The organism is Pseudomonas fluorescens, assembly GCF_001307155.1.
In the GTDB taxonomy this organism is placed as follows: Bacteria; Pseudomonadota; Gammaproteobacteria; order Pseudomonadales; family Pseudomonadaceae; genus Aquipseudomonas; species Aquipseudomonas helvetica.
In genome coordinates, this window is sequence record NZ_CP012830.1 from 1,835,291 (window position 1) to 1,850,577 (window position 15,287).

Consider the following 15,287-nt stretch of genomic DNA (forward strand, 5'->3'; position numbering starts at 1 on the left):
CAGCAAGGCTCACGGCATGCGCTCGCCCAACTGCTCCCGCAGGAAGCGATACAGTCCCTCGGCGCTCTTGCGATAACCATCCGCGGTCAGGTGCACCAGATCATTGCGGGCCAGCTCATTGGCCTGCCACCGGCTGATAGAGCAATCACCGCCCATGAAGGCCTGCCAGTCCCAGAACAGCACGCGATTGCGCTGCGCCACGGCTTTCTGGATCTGGATAAGCTGTCGCAAGGGCTGCGGCTGCGCGGAAGCGCAGGCACTCGCGCCACGGTGTTTGATGGAGTCCGGCGCACCGACCAGCAGAATCACGGCCTTGGGCAAGGTTTTACGCAACAGGGTGATTTTGTCCTGCAACTGGCTCCGGTATTTATCCAGATCCAGGTCGTCGTCAAAGGCCTCGTTGGTGCCGTAGGCCAGGATAACCATGTCCGGGCGCAACGCCTTGAGTGTGTCCGGCCAATCGGCCTGCCACTTGTCCAGCACGTCCAGCCGGGCACCGTTGATGCCCAGCGCCGAATAAATCACCCCGGAGCTCTTCTGCCCGAGGATATTCCAGCCACCCAGGGCCAGTCCCTCGGTATGGGTGACACTCATTTCCACTGGCAGCGTCACGTTGTTGAACGGCGGGCTGAAGCGCCACTGCCCGCCCGTGGCCGCAAGCATGCGAGTGGCCTGAGTGAGATTGGTCTGGGCCTTGAGGCTGCTGTTGGCAGACGCCTGATAGAGCGCTGAAATCCGGTACTGCTGGAGACTGCCTTCGCGCTCGGCGATCTGCACCTTGGCCCCCGGGGTCATCGGTAACGACAAGTAACCGCCCAGTGGGAACTGAGTACTTTGTTGATTACGCGCCGAGACCAGCGACCACTGACGATTGGCGGCGGTGAGGATGACCCGTTCATAGCGCGTGCCCGGCACAGGCGTTGCGGCGACAAACCCTATCCCGCCATCACCGTACTGGGCCTGCAACAACCGCCGCACCTCACCACTGAACAGATCGGCCGCTGTGTGGGAGTCGCCCAACTGCACAATGGTGATCGGCGTGCGATCCGCCGTATTGAACTTGCGCGCCAGTGCCGCCAGGTTCGGATCACCGCCCCCCACCGGCACGACGTTCTTCGAGGTGTAGCCAGGTTTTTTCGGCGCAGACGCCGGTGTGGCCTGGACCTCGGTCGTGGGGCTGCAACTGCTCAGCAGAGTAATGCTCAACAACAGCGCAATGCCGTGCAGTCGCCGCATATCAGTGCTCCGTCAATTGTTGGCTGGGAAAGTTGATCAGCGACAACACGCGTTCGGCGATCAGCCTTTGCCCGGTCGGTGTGAAATGGATACCGTCATCGACCCGGGTCTTGACCTTCCGACTACCGTCGACCGTCAGGTAATAGGAGAACTCATCGGTTTGATAGCCCAGAATCTCGTTGGCCGACACAAAGTGCTGATGGTAGGCCGCAAGCTGACTTTTGTAGAGCCCGTTCAGGTAGGCCATGGCCGTCGACAGCTTGGCCTTCTCCATGTTTGGCGGGCCGACCCAGATCACCTGTACCTGGTGTGTGCGGGCAGAGTCGAGAATGGAGTCGATACGCTGACGATAGGCCACTTCCCATTCGGGGGTCTTGAAGCGCAAGAACGGTTTGTGCTTGCCGTCGGGCATGTCCCAGGGATCGTTGGGGCCGAGGAACATCACCATCAGGCGAATCTTCGGGTGGCCCTGCAAGGTGCTTTCGACGGTCTTCGGCCAGTTGAAAAAGCTCGGGTAGGCCAGCCCGGTACTCTGCCGGCTCAGGTTGATGCTCTTGACCTTGTAACGCTTGAGCAGGGTGTTCGCCATATGCGGGGCGACTCCTTGCATCAGCGAGTCACCGACAAAAAGCACCTCGTCACCGAGCGCCAGCGTCGCCATCAGCGGAGTGACCGGCGCGCCGTCAACGGGCGGCGCAGGCTTCACCGCAGGATCAGTCACGACCTGGGGCGGAGCTTCTACCGATTTCGCTGCCTGTTCGAGTGTCGGCAATGGCGCGAGCGTCTCGCCAAGCGGTTCCTCTTCATTTACTGCTGCTTGAGCCTGATCGATCAGTTTGACGTCATCCAGGCCCTCAAGCCGGGCGATGAAACCTGACCGCACATCCGCCAGCGTCTGGTTCAACTGAGCTCCGAAACGCCACTGCGGATTCTGCGCCAGGCCGGGAATCTCGCAGCCATCGTGATACTTCTGCTGACAGTACAGACGAATCGAGTCCTGGTTGAACCAAAACAGCAGCGCGCTGATGACGAGGATCGCATACAACACTTTGAGTGCGCCGCTCAGGTTCGTGGGCAGTGGCGATGCGTTAGAAACTGGCATAGATAAACCCCGGTACGCCCGATGGAGAAGCAAAGATAACCACGCAAATAAACAGCCCCAACGGCACTGGATACAGCAGCCATGGCAACCGCACAGTGGCGTCGAACAACCGACGCGTCAGCGCCACAATCTGTGGATAGATCGCCACGAACAGCAGGCAGCCCAACAATGAAAGACCATTGCTGAGCAGCCCCGCCCGCGACATCCCGCCCAGACCGCCGAGCATCTCGATGGCATCCCCAAGGGATGCACAACGGAAGAAGATCCAGGCAAAAGCCACATAGTGGAAGGTCAACAACCGCGCCAGCAGATCGGCCCCCAGCCAGGTCGGACGCTCCGGCAGCCAGTGACTGAAGAGTTTGTACAGCGCCAGTCCCACGCCATGCAGTGCACCCCAGATGATGAAATTCACACTGGCGCCGTGCCACAGCCCGGAAATCAGCATGGCCAGCAGCATGTTCAGATTGCCGCGCCAGACCCCACGGCGATTGCCACCGAGCGGGATGTACACGTAGTCACGGATAAACGTCGACAGACTGATGTGCCAGCGCCCCCAGAATTCCTTGAGGTTACGTGCGGTGTACGGGAAGTTGAAGTTCAGCGGCAAACGGAAACCCAGCAACAAGGCAATGCCCGTCACCAGGTCGGTGTAGCCGCTGAAGTTGAAGTAAATCAGGAACGAATAACCGTAAACGCTGCGCAAGATCTGCTCGGCCGAAAAGCTGACGGACGACTCGAACACCGGGTCGACCCATTCGTTGGCCAGCCAGGAGCTGAGGAAGAACAGCTTGACCACCGCCAGCGCAATCAGCCCCAACGCCCGCTGCGGTTCCAGCACCTGCCGGGCTTGCGTTGGGCGAATCTGCGGCAGCATGTCGGTGGCCCGGTTCACGGGACCGGCGATCAGGCTCGGGAAAAACGCCAGGTACAACGCCAGGTCAAAAGGTGAACCTGGTTTTAGCTCGCCACGGTTGATCGACACCAGGTAGCTGACCGAGTGAAAGGTGTAAAACGACAGTCCGACCGGCAGCAACACTTCCAGCAGCGGCAGCGAGACTTCAAGCCCTAGCTGAGCGAAGGCGCTTTGCACCGTACTGGTAAAGAAGTCCTGGTACTTGAACAGGTAAAAGCAGCCGAGCACCAGTAACAACATCAACCCGTTGACGAATGAGCGCCCCGGAAAACGTTCACTCAGCACCCCGAGCAGGTACACCAGTGCGGTGTAGCCCAGCAGGATGTAGAGGAAGTCCAGACTGAAACTGGCGAGGATCGCGTAACTGGCGGCCAGCAACAGTACGTTCTGTAGACGCGTACTCCAGCACACAGACCAGTAGACGAGGAAAAAAAGGATGAAACACAAGCCGAATTCAATCGAGAGATAGCTCACAACGTAGTCCATTACGTACAGCAGAAATCCAAGCCCGGCACTGAAAACAGGCCGGGGCGCAAACGGCCGCGAGTATGGCAGAACGCCTTTAGCCGTCACAAGTTGAAACACTATTGCGAATGAACAAAACCCGGTTTTACTGAATATCCTCCGGTCAGCCTGGCCGGTTTCGCCACAGCGCCATCGGCTTATTCCAAAAACCACAGTAACCATGCGTTTTAGATATTAATTCATTAGATATCAAGCTGTTAGGCTTCCCGGTTCGCAATCGCCCCGGAACGCGATTGGCACAAGTCTTTTTGGAGCCTCAATGAATCTGCCGCTGATCCTCAATCTGCTGGTGTTCCTCGCCTTGCTGTTTGGCCTGGCACAAACCCGTCACACCACCTGGAGCCTGGCGAAAAAAGTCCTGGTCGCGCTGGTGCTGGGCGTGGTGTTCGGTGTTGCCCTGCATACGGTTTACGGCGCCGGCAACCCGGTGCTGAAGGCCTCGATCGGCTGGTTCGATCTGGTCGGTAACGGTTATGTGCAGTTGCTGCAAATGATCGTGATCCCGCTGGTGTTCGCCTCGATCCTCAGCGCCGTCGCCCGTCTGCACAATGCCTCTTCGCTGGGCAAGATCAGCTTCCTGACCATCGGCACTCTGCTGTTCACCACCGCCATTGCGGCGCTGATCGGCATCGGCCTGACCAACCTGTTCGGCCTGACGGCTGAAGGCCTGGTCGCCGGCACCCAGGAAATGGCTCGCCTGCAAACCATCCAGACCGACTATGCGGGCAAGGTCGCCGACCTGAATGTCCCGCAGTTGCTGTTGTCGTTCATCCCGCAGAACCCATTTGCCGATCTGGCCCGGGCCAAGCCGACCTCGATCATCAGCGTGGTGATCTTCGCTGCATTCCTTGGGGTCGCGGCGCTGCAACTGCTCAAGGATGACGTCGAAAAAGGTCAGAAAGTGCTCAACGCCATCGACACCCTGCAAGCCTGGGTGATGCGTCTGGTGCGTCTGGTGATGAAACTGACCCCGTACGGCGTACTGGCGCTGATGACCAAAGTGGTCGCCGGTTCCAACCTGCAAGACATCATCAAGCTCGGCAGTTTCGTCGTGGTGTCGTACATCGGCCTGGGCCTGATGTTCGTGGTTCACGGTCTGCTGGTGTCGCTGGCCGGGATCAACCCGTTGCGCTTCTTCCGCAAAGTCTGGCCGGTGCTGACCTTCGCCTTCACCAGCCGCTCCAGCGCCGCGAGCATTCCGCTGAGCATCGAAGCGCAAACCCGCCGTCTGGGTATTCCACAATCGATCGCCAGCTTCGCCGCCTCGTTCGGCGCGACTATTGGTCAGAACGGTTGTGCCGGTCTTTACCCTGCGATGTTGGCGGTCATGGTGGCGCCGACGGTGGGCATCAACCCGCTGGACCCGTTGTGGATCGCGACACTGGTAGCGATTGTGACCTTGAGTTCGGCAGGGGTTGCCGGTGTCGGCGGCGGCGCAACCTTCGCTGCGCTGATCGTGCTGCCGGCCATGGGTTTGCCGGTGTCACTGGTGGCGCTGCTGATCTCGGTTGAACCGCTGATCGACATGGGCCGCACGGCATTGAACGTCAGTGGTTCGATGACTGCCGGTGCGATTACCAGCCAGATCATGCAGCAGACCGACAAAGAACTGCTGGATGCGGATGAGCATGAGGAACTGGCCCAGGCTTAAACCACCTACCGCCTGATAGATCGCTATCGCAGGCAAGCCTTGCTCCTACGGGACCGGATGTCGATCACCTTATGTGATTCGCCACAACCCTGTAGGAGCAAGGCTGCTCCGGGCGGCGTTCCGACGATGCTTTTAGGTTCGCTCCCAAACCTCGAAGCTGTACGCCGGCTTATCGCCTTCCGCCGGATTCGGAACATTCGACACCAGTTTCCACTGGTTCGAATCAAACTCTGGAAACCACGCATCGCCCTCGGGGCTCAGCGCCACGCGGGTCAGGTACAGCCGATCGGCCTGTGCCAGGCCTTGCGCATACAACTGCGCACCGCCAATCAGCATCAGCTCATCGACGCCCTGCTCCAGCGCCCATTCCTGCGCCCGAATCACCGCGGCTTCCAGCGATGGATAGACCTCCGCGCCTTCAAGTTGCAGGTCGGTCTGACGGCTGACCACGATGTTCAGCCGGCCCGGCAGCGGGCGACCGAGCGAATCCCAGGTCTTGCGCCCCATGATGATCGGCTTGCCCAGCGTAGTGGCCTTGAAGTATTTGAAATCCCCCGGCAAGTGCCAGGGCATGCTGTTGTCGACGCCGATCACACGGTTTTCACCGAGGGCTGCAATCAGGCTGAGAGGGAGAGTTTTTTTCATGTCGGCGAGGATACCAGAGCCTCGCTTACCCCGATAAGCGCCACAGCGGTTATGCTCAGCGTTCATTTGAGCGACGGGATGCCGCGTGACTGAACTGACCACACTGCAAACACTTTGGCTGACCGAAACCATCCGCCTGCGCGAGGAACATGCAGGCCCACTGGAAGATCAGGAAGCCAACCGTCTGGCCCGAAGCGCGGGCGGCGACCTGCCGACCCGCATCGAGGCCCGCGCCCTGTGGCTGGCCGAACGCGATGGCTTGACCGGCGCGCTGCGCCATTGGCTGCAAGGGGCGCGACTGGCGCTGATCATTCTGGCCGTATTGGCGATCGTCAGCGGTGCCGGGTTGGCATTTGCCGCGTTGAACGACGGCCAGACACCGGTCAACGTGTTCTGGGCCCTCGGCAGTCTGCTGGGGTTGAACCTGATTCTGCTGCTGAGCTGGGCTTGCGGCCTGATATTCGCTGGCGATTACAGCGCCACGCTCGGACGCTTATGGTTGTGGCTCAGCGAAAAACTCGCCCGTGATGCCAAAGCCGCACAACTGGCGCCGGCCCTGCTGCTGTTGCTGCAACGGCAGAAGCTCAATCGCTGGGCGCTCGGCGTGCTGGTCAACGGTTTGTGGCTGCTGGCAATGCTCAGTGCTTTGGCGATTCTGCTGACGCTGATGGCCACCCGGCGCTACGGTTTCGTCTGGGAAACCACGATTCTCAGCGGCGACACGTTCGTGGTCATGACCCAGGCGCTTGGCGCTCTTCCGGCACTGCTTGGCTTCAACGTGCCGAGCGTGGAGATGATTCGCGCCAGCGGCGACACCGCATTGAACATCGAAAGCGCCCGGCAAGCCTGGGCCGCATGGCTGGTGGGCGTGTTGCTGGTGTACGGCGTATTGCCACGCCTGCTGCTCGCGCTGTTCTGCCTGTGGCGCTGGACAACCGGCCGCGCGGCGTTGCATCTGGACCTGAACCTGCCCGGCTACGCGCCGTTGCGTGAACAACTGATGCCGAGCAGCGAACGCCTCGGCGTCAACGATCTCGCGCCTGAGCGCCTGCATCAGGTCGAAGGCGGCACCAGCGCGCTGGACAGCGACGGCGCGTTGCTGGTGGCCATCGAACTCGACGACCAGCGCCCATGGCCGCCGCAACTGCCGAAGAACGTCAAGAACGCAGGCATCCTCGACAGCCGCGAGTCCCGACAAAAGTTGCTGGAACAGCTGACCCGTTTCCCGCCGGAACGCCTGGCCATTGCCTGCGACCCTCGGCGCTCGCCGGATCGCGGCAGCCTGGCGCTGATCGCCGAACTCGCCCGCAGTGCCAGCGCGACCCGGATCTGGCTGCTGCAAGCACCGCCCGGCCAGGCACTCGACGCTGAACGCCTCGGCGACTGGCACACCGCGCTGCAACAGTTGGCGTTGCCGTTCGCTGACTGCGCGCCGATGAACTGGCTGGAGTCGGGTCATGACTGATTCAAAAAAGACGCCGCTGAAGCTCGCCGTGGTCGGCCACACCAACGTCGGTAAAACCTCATTGCTACGCACCCTGACCCGCGACGTCGGTTTCGGCGAAGTCTCCCATCGTCCGAGCACCACCCGGCATGTCGAGGGCGCTCGGTTGTCAGTGGACGGCGAAGCGTTGCTTGAGCTTTACGACACGCCGGGACTGGAAGACGCCATCGCCCTGCTCGATTATCTGGAACGGCTGGAACGCCCCGGTGAACGCCTCGACGGCCCGGCGCGACTGGCGCGGTTCCTCGACGGCAGCGAGGCGCGTCAACGTTTCGAACAGGAAGCCAAAGTACTGCGGCAACTGCTGGCCTCCGACGCCGGCCTCTATGTGATCGACGCCCGCGAACCGGTGTTGGCCAAGTACCGCGATGAACTCGAAGTGCTGGCCAGTTGCGGAAAACCGCTGCTGCCGGTGCTGAATTTCGTCAGCAGCGCCAACCACCGAGAGCCGGATTGGCGCGACGCCCTGGCCCGTTTGGGCCTGCATGCGCTGGTGCGTTTCGACAGCGTGGCGCCGCCCGAAGATGGCGAGCGCCGGCTCTATGAAAGCCTCGCGCTGCTGATGGAAAGCGCACGCGCTCAGCTTGAGCGATTGATCATCGACCAACAGGCCCAACGCGCGGCGCGCCAGCAAAGCGCGGCACGCTTGATTGCCGAATTGCTGATCGATTGTGCCGCCTGTCGGCGCAGCGTGGTCAGCGATGCCGCACAGGAACAGCAGGCCATCGGCGAACTGCGCAAAGCCGTTCGCCAACGTGAACAACGTTGCGTCGACGCGCTGCTCAAGCTCTACGCCTTCCGCCCACAGGACGCCGCCACCAACGACTTGCCGCTGCTGGACGGCCGCTGGGGCGATGATTTGTTCAACCCTGAAACCCTCAAGCAATTGGGCGTACGCGTCGGCGGCGGGATCGCCGCTGGCGCGGCGGCCGGTGCCGGCGTGGATTTGCTGGTAGGCGGCCTGACCCTCGGCGCCGCAGCACTGGCCGGGGCGATCGCCGGGGGCGCCCTGCAAACGGCGCGCGGCTACGGCAGCCGCTTGCTGGGCAAAATCAAAGGCCAGCGCGAGCTGACCGTTGACGACAGCGTGCTGCGTTTGTTGGCGTTGCGTCAGCGGCAACTGGTGCAGGCCATGAACCTGCGCGGACACGCGGCGATGGACAGCATCCAGGTCGCCACACCGCAGGACAAGAGCTGGCGCGAAGGCAAACTGCCGGAGGCACTGACCAAGGCGCGCGCCCATCCGCAGTGGTCTTCGCTCAATCCTCATGCACGGTTGAGCCAGGCGGAACGCCAGGAGCAGGTAGAGGTGTTGGCGGGCAAAGTGCTGGAATGATCTATTTCCAGCCAAACTTCAAAAACTCCTTGGCCAATAACCTGACAAGCCCTCGATCCTTTCTGTCTGCCCGCCCGTCATTGTTCACGTCCGAACTCAAGATCAACTCCAGAATCCCGTCGTTATCAAGGTCACGCGCAACGGCCTTGTAGACAGTTATCGCCCCTTCGCGAAAGTACATCCACACCGACTCAGGCGTGCCGTCACCGGTGAGGTTACTAGCGAGGATGTGCAGATAGCGCTCTGCCGCATCCGCCTTGTGCCAGCCGAGCTTCAAAAAAGCCTGGGCGAACTTGCGAAGCGGTAGAAGATCAGTCCCAGCGTCACGGATTGTCTCTTCCCGATACAGCACCGCATCCGCATAAAACTGAAAATGAACGGTGTCCACCGCTCCCCTTTCGCTACTGTCCCAAGCAATCACGTTCACATAACGCATCCATGCGCTTCCTTCTCAAACGACCAACCTAAATCCTTGCATCAAGACGGTCCATGCCTCGTTTCGCTATTGGTCGTGAGATAGCTCAGCACATGTCGAGCGCCACAACGCTGGTGCTGCGCAATAACCTGTAGGCTTTCGCCTTCAAGACCTCAAGATCAATCACCGGCACCCACAGCTCTTTCGCCTGCTCATCCCACTGGCGCATCCGCAGGCTGATCGCACACAACGGATCGCGCTCAAACGCCTGTGCCTCTTCAGCCGTCATTACCCCGCCCTGATAGTCCAGCGTGCGCCGACTGGCCTCGCTCAAGCGTTCGTAATAGCCCGGCTCTTTGAACGTCAGGTAACGCTTGGCCTGAACGTGGTATTCCACCAGCCGCGCCATACGTTCGCCAAAGCCCAGTCGGCGCAAGTAATCGGCGCCGAGGCGTTCATGGCTGACCACGCCAAAGCCGCCCATGCTCTGAGCGTTCTCGGTGCACAGATGCCCGATGTCGTGGAAGAACGCGGCCAGCACCACTTCATCGTCGAAGCCTTCGGCCATGGCCAATTCGGCAGCCTGGGACATGTGCTCGATCTGCGACACTGGCTCGCCGATGTAGTCGCTGTCACCGAAGCGCTCGTACCAGCCGAATACTTCAGCGATCACCTGTTCGTTGCGGCCCATCAGTGTTCTCCCAACAAGGTCCTGATATTGCGCTCAGCCATCGCCGGCCCGACGCTCATGCCGACGCCCGTATGCATCAACGCGGCATGCACGCCCGGTGCGGCCTGCAGGAATGAAAATGGCTGCGCGCCACGAGCGCCATAGACACCCTGCCACCGCTCGACCACCTGCACCTTACAGCCCAGTGTTTGCTCGGCCAGTTCGATCAACCAGTTATCGACCTGTTCCGCGTTGAACGGTGAAGGGTCGCTGCCGTAGTCGTGGGAGTCGCCAATGATCAGCTCACCGTGCGGCGTCGGGCTGATCAGCAAGTGAATACCGTGTTCGTGCAAGTGCGGCACCTCACGCAGAATCTGCGCCTGCACTGCCGCAGCTTCCGGCAAATCGGCGAAGGCGCCGTAATGCACACAGCTCAAACCGGTAAGCAGCGCATGTTGCAGATTGAGGTTGATTTGCGGCCGCGCGCGGAGCATTTGCAAACGGCAGATCTGCGGCTTGAGCGCAGCGATCGGCTCGGTCAGCAGGGTCTGATAATCGTGGCCGGAACAGACGATGATCTGCTCCCCCGTGAAGCTGCCGGCGGTGCTGTGCACACGACCGGGTTCGATGTCGCGCACCAGGGTGGAAAAGTGAAACTCCACACCGAGGTCGCGGCGCAGGTAGTCGATCAACGCTGGAATCGCTTCGCGCGAATACAGTTGCTGGTCATCCAGACCGTGCAATGCCGCACGATGATGACGGAACTGGCCGTCGTACAGATCGCCCAATGCGGCGCCGCGCAGCAGCTCGACGCGGTAACCGTGTTCGATGGCGCGGCCGGCACAGAAGGCTTCCAACAGTTGCTCCTCAGCTTCGCTGCGAGCAAACAGATACGAGCCGTTGCGCTTGAGCTGCAAGCCTGCCCGTTGCGCCCATTGGCCCCAGATTTCACGGCTGGCCTTGGCCAGTTCGAGCATCTGCCCCGGCGGCTGGCCGGTGACCAGCGCCTGGCCAAAGTTGCGCACTGACGCCCCCAAAGGTGTGGCGCTACGCTCGAAGACCTTGACCTTGAGCCCGCGCCTGGCCGCGGCATAGGCGTGGGAAAGGCCGAGAATCCCGGCGCCGATGATCAGCATGTCGCTGTGGTGAGTCATGGATTTTTCCTGAATTCGAAATCGCTATCGCGGGCAAGCCTTGCTCCTACGGATTGATGTCATTCACGGGATGATTGATCGACACAAACTCGTAGGAGCAAGGCTTGCCCGCGATGAGGCCCTCAGATCAAACGGATGAATTACTTGGCAACCACCTTCTCGGATTTGCCGTCATAGCGCTTGCGCCACTCGCTGAGGATCTCGTCGCGGTTTTTCGAAGCCCAGGCGAAGTCGTTCTTGATCAGGCGTTGTTCGTAGTCGGCCGGCAGTTCGGTCTGCGGCTTGGCGATACCCGGCTGGGCGAGGACCGCAAAGTTTTCCTTGTACAGCTCCATCGCCGCCGGGCTTGCGGAGAAATCAGCGAGTTTCTTCGCCGCGTCTTCATGTGGCGTGCCTTTGATCACGGCGGTGGCTTCGATTTCCCAGCCCAGGCCTTCCTTCGGCAGGATGATGTCCAGCGGCGCACCCTGGCGCTTCAACTGCACCGCCGGGTATTCAAACGAGATACCAATCGGGAATTCGCCGGCAGCCGCCAGCTTGCACGGTTTGGAACCGGAGTGAACGTACTGGCCGATGTTCTGGTGCAGCGCGTCCATGTACTGCCACCCCTGCTGCTCGCCGAAGGTTTGCAGCCAGGCGCTGACGTCGAGGAAACCGGTGCCGGACGAAGCCGGGTTCGGCATGACGATCTTGCCTTTGTATTCAGGCTTGGTCAGGTCCTGCCAGCTCAGCGGTTTGCTCAGGCCCTGTTTCTCGGCTTCGACGGTGTTGAAGCAAATAGTTGCCGCCCACACGTCCATGCCGACCCAGGCTGGCGGGCTGGCAGCGTCGCGGTAGTTGCCGCCGATCTTGCCGAGGTCCTTCGGTGCGTAGCTTTGCAGCATGCCTTGCTGATCGAGAATCGCCAGGCTGGACGCCGCCAGGCCCCAGACGACGTCAGCCTGCGGGCGGGCTTTTTCGGCCAGCAGTTTGGCGGTGATGATCCCGGTGGAATCGCGCACCCACTTGATCTCGACGTCAGGATTGGCCTTTTCGAATGCTTCTTTGTAGGTCTTCAGTTGTTCGGCTTCGAGGGCGGTGTAGACCGTCAACTCGGTTTTCGCCGCGAAGGCGTTCAGGCTGAAAGCGGTGAGGACAGCAGCGGCCAGGGCCATAGGCTTGAACATGTCTTTTTCCTTTTGTTTACCGGCAGTTGAGTTCAGGTTTGCGGGATTGCAAATCAGTTGCCGGGCGCGCTTTGCCGCCAGGCCTGGGAGCGGCGCAGCAAGCCGCGCGACGCCCAGGCCAGGAGCAGGGAAACGCCCGCCGAGGTGAACAGAATCAGGGTCGACATGGCCGCTGCGCCGCCGACGTTGCCGGCGTCGTCCATGTTCAGCACCGCCACCGCCGCGAGGATGGTGTCGGGGCTGTAGAGGAAAATCGCCGCCGACACCGTGGTCATCGCCGAGACGAACAGGTAGCGCACGATGTCCAGCAGCGCCGGCAGGCAGATCGGCACGGTGACGCGCAGGTAATGGCGGTACAGCGGCGCCTTGAGCGACAGCGCAGCGGCTTCGAACTCGGCGTCGAGCTGGCGCAATGCGGTGGTGGCGGTCATTTGTGCGGTTGTCAGATAGTGCGCAATGGTGCACACCACCAGCAGGGTCATGGTCCCGTAGAACACATGCAGCGGGTTGCCGCTGAGGTTGAAGAAGAACACGTAGCCCAGGCCCAGCACCAAACCCGGCACCGCCATCGGCACAAAGCTGAGCATCCGTAGCGCCAGGTTCAAACCGCGCTGGCCACGGGTTTTCTCCATCAGATAGGCACCGGTAAAAATCAACCCGCTGCCGATCAACGCCGTGCACAAGGCCATCTTTACGCTGTTGCCGTAAGCCAGCCAGCCGCCACCGGCAGTGTCGCCGAACTGATAGTGGTTGAGCGACAGCGACAGGTTGTACGGCCAGAACTTCACCAGCGACGAGTACACCGCCATGCCGAACACCAGCAGCAGCGCGGCGCAGATCAGCAACACGATGCTCAGGTAGCAACCATCACGCAGCCGCGACGGCGCCGGTTGAAAGACTTGCGCCCGCCCGCTCATGGCGTCGCCGTGACGACGGCGCAACCACGCGTCGACGCCGAAGCTGAACAGTGCCGGCAGCAGCAACACCATGCCGATCAACGCACCGCGACCGAATTGCTGCTGGCCGACCACGGCTTTGTAGGCTTCCAGCGCCAGCACTTGGTAGTCGCCACCGACCACCACCGGCACGCCGAAATCGGTGATGGTCAGGGTGAACACCAGGCAGAACGCGGCGAACACCGCTTGCCGGGTCGCCGGCCAGGTGATGCTGCGAAACGCCTTGGCCGGACTGGCGCCCATGCTCGACGCGGCATCGAACAAACGCGCATCCGCCAAGGACAATGCCGAAAGCAGGATCATCAAGGCGTGGGGAAAGGTGTAAATCACTTCGCCGAGGACAATGCCCCAGAAGCCGTAAATGTTGTCCGGCAGCAGCCCGCGCAACAGGCCCTGATTGCCGAACAGGTACACGAGCGCAATACCGGGCAGCATTGACGGTGCCATCAATGGCAACAGCGACATGCCGCGCCAGATCGCCTTGCCGGGAATCAGTGTGCGTTGCAGCGCGTAGGCAAACAGGTAGGCCAGCGGCACGACAATGGCCGCCACGCTGAGGGAGACTTTCAGGCTGTTGCCCAGCAACCAGTGGAAGTTGGCGCTGGTCAGCAGTTCGCGGGCAGCAACCAGACCACCGCCCTGCCCGGCGTCGTTGCTGAAGCCGCGCCAGAAGATCGCCAGCAACGGCATCAACACCGCGACGCTGAGCAGGCACAGCAGCAAGACTTTGCCACCCACCACGAACAGCCGGTCACCGATTTCGGCACGGGAACTCTGTCGAACCGGCTTGTGCGGTATCGGCAGGGCGATCGGCGTGCTCATCAGGCAAACACCTGCAAACTGCGCGGCGGCAAGGCGACCATGATGTCCTGCGCGCCGAGGCGTGGCATGGCTTCAGGCGCCAGTTCGGCGAGCAGCGCATGGCCCGGCAGTTGGTTCAACTCGAAGCTCATCCGGCAGCGATTGCCGAGAAAGGTGATCTCGCGGACCTTGGCCGGGAACAGGTTTTCTTCATGCACCGGCGGGTTGATGCTAATAGCCTCCGGGCGGCAGAACAGTCGGCCCGAGGCAGCTTTGCCGGAGTTGTCGGCCAGCCGCACATTCATCCCGCCGACTTGCGCGTGACTGTCACTGCTGCGCTGGAACGGCAGCCAGTTGCCCTGCCCGACGAACTCGGCAACAAACGGCGTGGCCGGACGATTGTAGATTTCCTGCGGCGTGGCGTACTGCTCGACCTTGCCGTTGTTCATCACGGCGATGCGGTCGGCCATCAGCATGGCCTCGTCCTGGTTATGGGTGACCATCAAGGTGGTGATACCGAGGTTGCGCTGCAATTGGCGCAACTCGGTGCACAGGTGCTCGCGAACCCGGGCGTCGAGGGCCGACATCGGTTCGTCCAGCAGCAACAGCGACGGTGCCGGCGCCAGGGCCCGGGCCAGCGCCACGCGTTGTTGCTGACCGCCGGACAATTGGCCGGGGTACTTCTTTTCACTGCCGATCAGACCCACCAGTTCGAGCATTTGCGCGACGCGCTTGCGCACTTCCTCGCGGCCACTGCCGGCCAGGCCGTAGGCAATGTTGGCTTCGACGGTAAGGTTGGGGAACAGCGCGTAGGACTGGAACAGAATGCCGTAGTCCCGAGCCTGTGGTGCCAGCAAGGAAACGTTCCGATCACCGAGGTACAACTCGCCACGATCCTGACGTTCAAGGCCGGCGATGCAACGCAGCAAGGTGGTTTTACCGCAACCGGAAGGCCCAAGCAGACACACCAGCTCGCCTGCGGCGACATCCAGCGAAACGTTATCCAGCGCGGTGAACGCGCCAAAGCGTTTCTCGATACCGCGCACCTTCATCGGCGCGCCGGGGAAGGCCTGGGCAGTTGCGTTCGGGTGGTTCATGGACGGACCTCATCAAGCAGATGAAGGCCATCCTAGGTGGGTAATGCGTCCGTCCTGTGGCAGCGAGGCAAAAACGGCCGATAGTGGTATTCGGGGATTTGGGTTGTTCGAGACTT

Annotated in this window: 13 protein-coding genes; 3 read left to right on the forward strand and 10 right to left on the reverse strand. The window is 61.3% G+C overall.

Annotation, left to right across the window (positions count from 1 at the left end):
* Positions 1-9: 9 nt before the first annotated feature.
* From AO353_RS08350 to AO353_RS08360, 3 genes are read right to left on the reverse strand one after another with little or no spacing between them, the layout of a single operon-like run.
* On the reverse strand, positions 10-1,236 hold the full coding sequence (locus AO353_RS08350; protein WP_054594492.1) for an SGNH/GDSL hydrolase family protein: 1,227 nt from the start codon (positions 1,234-1,236) through the stop codon (positions 10-12).
* Position 1,237: 1 nt separating this feature from the next.
* Positions 1,238-2,338 carry a DUF459 domain-containing protein gene (locus AO353_RS08355; protein ID WP_054594493.1) on the reverse strand — a complete coding sequence of 367 codons (1,101 nt, stop codon included), beginning with the start codon at positions 2,336-2,338 and terminating at the stop codon, positions 1,238-1,240.
* The gene (locus AO353_RS08360) at positions 2,325-3,725 is read right to left on the reverse strand and encodes an MBOAT family O-acyltransferase (RefSeq protein ID WP_237142967.1); all 1,401 of its coding nucleotides are present in this window, start codon (positions 3,723-3,725) and stop codon (positions 2,325-2,327) included. The genes AO353_RS08355 and AO353_RS08360 overlap by 14 nt, the downstream gene beginning before the upstream one ends.
* Before the next feature lie 310 nt (positions 3,726-4,035).
* Here AO353_RS08360 and AO353_RS08365 point away from each other — a divergent pair, with 310 nt between their 5' ends.
* The gene (locus AO353_RS08365) at positions 4,036-5,427 is read left to right on the forward strand and encodes an L-cystine transporter (RefSeq protein ID WP_054594495.1); all 1,392 of its coding nucleotides are present in this window, start codon (positions 4,036-4,038) and stop codon (positions 5,425-5,427) included.
* Positions 5,428-5,559: 132 nt separating this feature from the next.
* Here the strand turns inward: AO353_RS08365 and AO353_RS08370 are convergent, their stop codons facing one another.
* The gene (locus tag AO353_RS08370) at positions 5,560-6,072 is read right to left on the reverse strand and encodes a dihydrofolate reductase (RefSeq protein ID WP_054594496.1); all 513 of its coding nucleotides are present in this window, start codon (positions 6,070-6,072) and stop codon (positions 5,560-5,562) included.
* 85 nt (positions 6,073-6,157) lie between these two features.
* Between AO353_RS08370 and AO353_RS08375 the strand changes: the two genes are divergently transcribed.
* Complete coding sequence (locus AO353_RS08375) at positions 6,158-7,537, forward strand: DUF2868 domain-containing protein (RefSeq protein WP_054594497.1); 1,380 nt, start codon at positions 6,158-6,160, stop codon at positions 7,535-7,537.
* Positions 7,530-8,912 carry a GTPase/DUF3482 domain-containing protein gene (locus AO353_RS08380; protein WP_054594498.1) on the forward strand — a complete coding sequence of 461 codons (1,383 nt, stop codon included), beginning with the start codon at positions 7,530-7,532 and terminating at the stop codon, positions 8,910-8,912. The genes AO353_RS08375 and AO353_RS08380 overlap by 8 nt, the downstream gene beginning before the upstream one ends.
* Before the next feature lies 1 nt (position 8,913).
* Here the strand turns inward: AO353_RS08380 and AO353_RS08385 are convergent, their stop codons facing one another.
* From AO353_RS08385 to AO353_RS08410, 6 genes are all read right to left on the reverse strand, one after another.
* Complete coding sequence (locus AO353_RS08385; protein WP_054594499.1) at positions 8,914-9,348, reverse strand: hypothetical protein; 435 nt, start codon at positions 9,346-9,348, stop codon at positions 8,914-8,916.
* An 85-nt stretch (positions 9,349-9,433) separates the two neighbouring features.
* A complete protein-coding gene (locus AO353_RS08390; RefSeq protein WP_054594500.1) occupies positions 9,434-10,018 on the reverse strand; it encodes a phosphonate degradation HD-domain oxygenase in 585 nt (194 codons plus the stop codon).
* Entirely contained in the window at positions 10,018-11,151 is a 1,134-nt protein-coding gene (locus AO353_RS08395) for a TIGR03364 family FAD-dependent oxidoreductase (RefSeq protein WP_054594501.1), read from the reverse strand. Before AO353_RS08395 ends, AO353_RS08390 begins: the two co-directional genes overlap by 1 nt.
* 140 nt (positions 11,152-11,291) lie before the next feature.
* Complete coding sequence (locus AO353_RS08400) at positions 11,292-12,317, reverse strand: putative 2-aminoethylphosphonate ABC transporter substrate-binding protein (RefSeq protein WP_054594502.1); 1,026 nt, start codon at positions 12,315-12,317, stop codon at positions 11,292-11,294.
* Between the two features lie 53 nt (positions 12,318-12,370).
* Positions 12,371-14,095 (reverse strand): putative 2-aminoethylphosphonate ABC transporter permease subunit, encoded by a 1,725-nt coding sequence (locus AO353_RS08405; RefSeq protein WP_054594503.1) that lies wholly within the window; start codon positions 14,093-14,095, stop codon positions 12,371-12,373.
* A complete protein-coding gene (locus tag AO353_RS08410; protein WP_054594504.1) occupies positions 14,095-15,171 on the reverse strand; it encodes a putative 2-aminoethylphosphonate ABC transporter ATP-binding protein in 1,077 nt (358 codons plus the stop codon). Before AO353_RS08410 ends, AO353_RS08405 begins: the two co-directional genes overlap by 1 nt.
* Positions 15,172-15,287 lie beyond the last annotated feature (116 nt).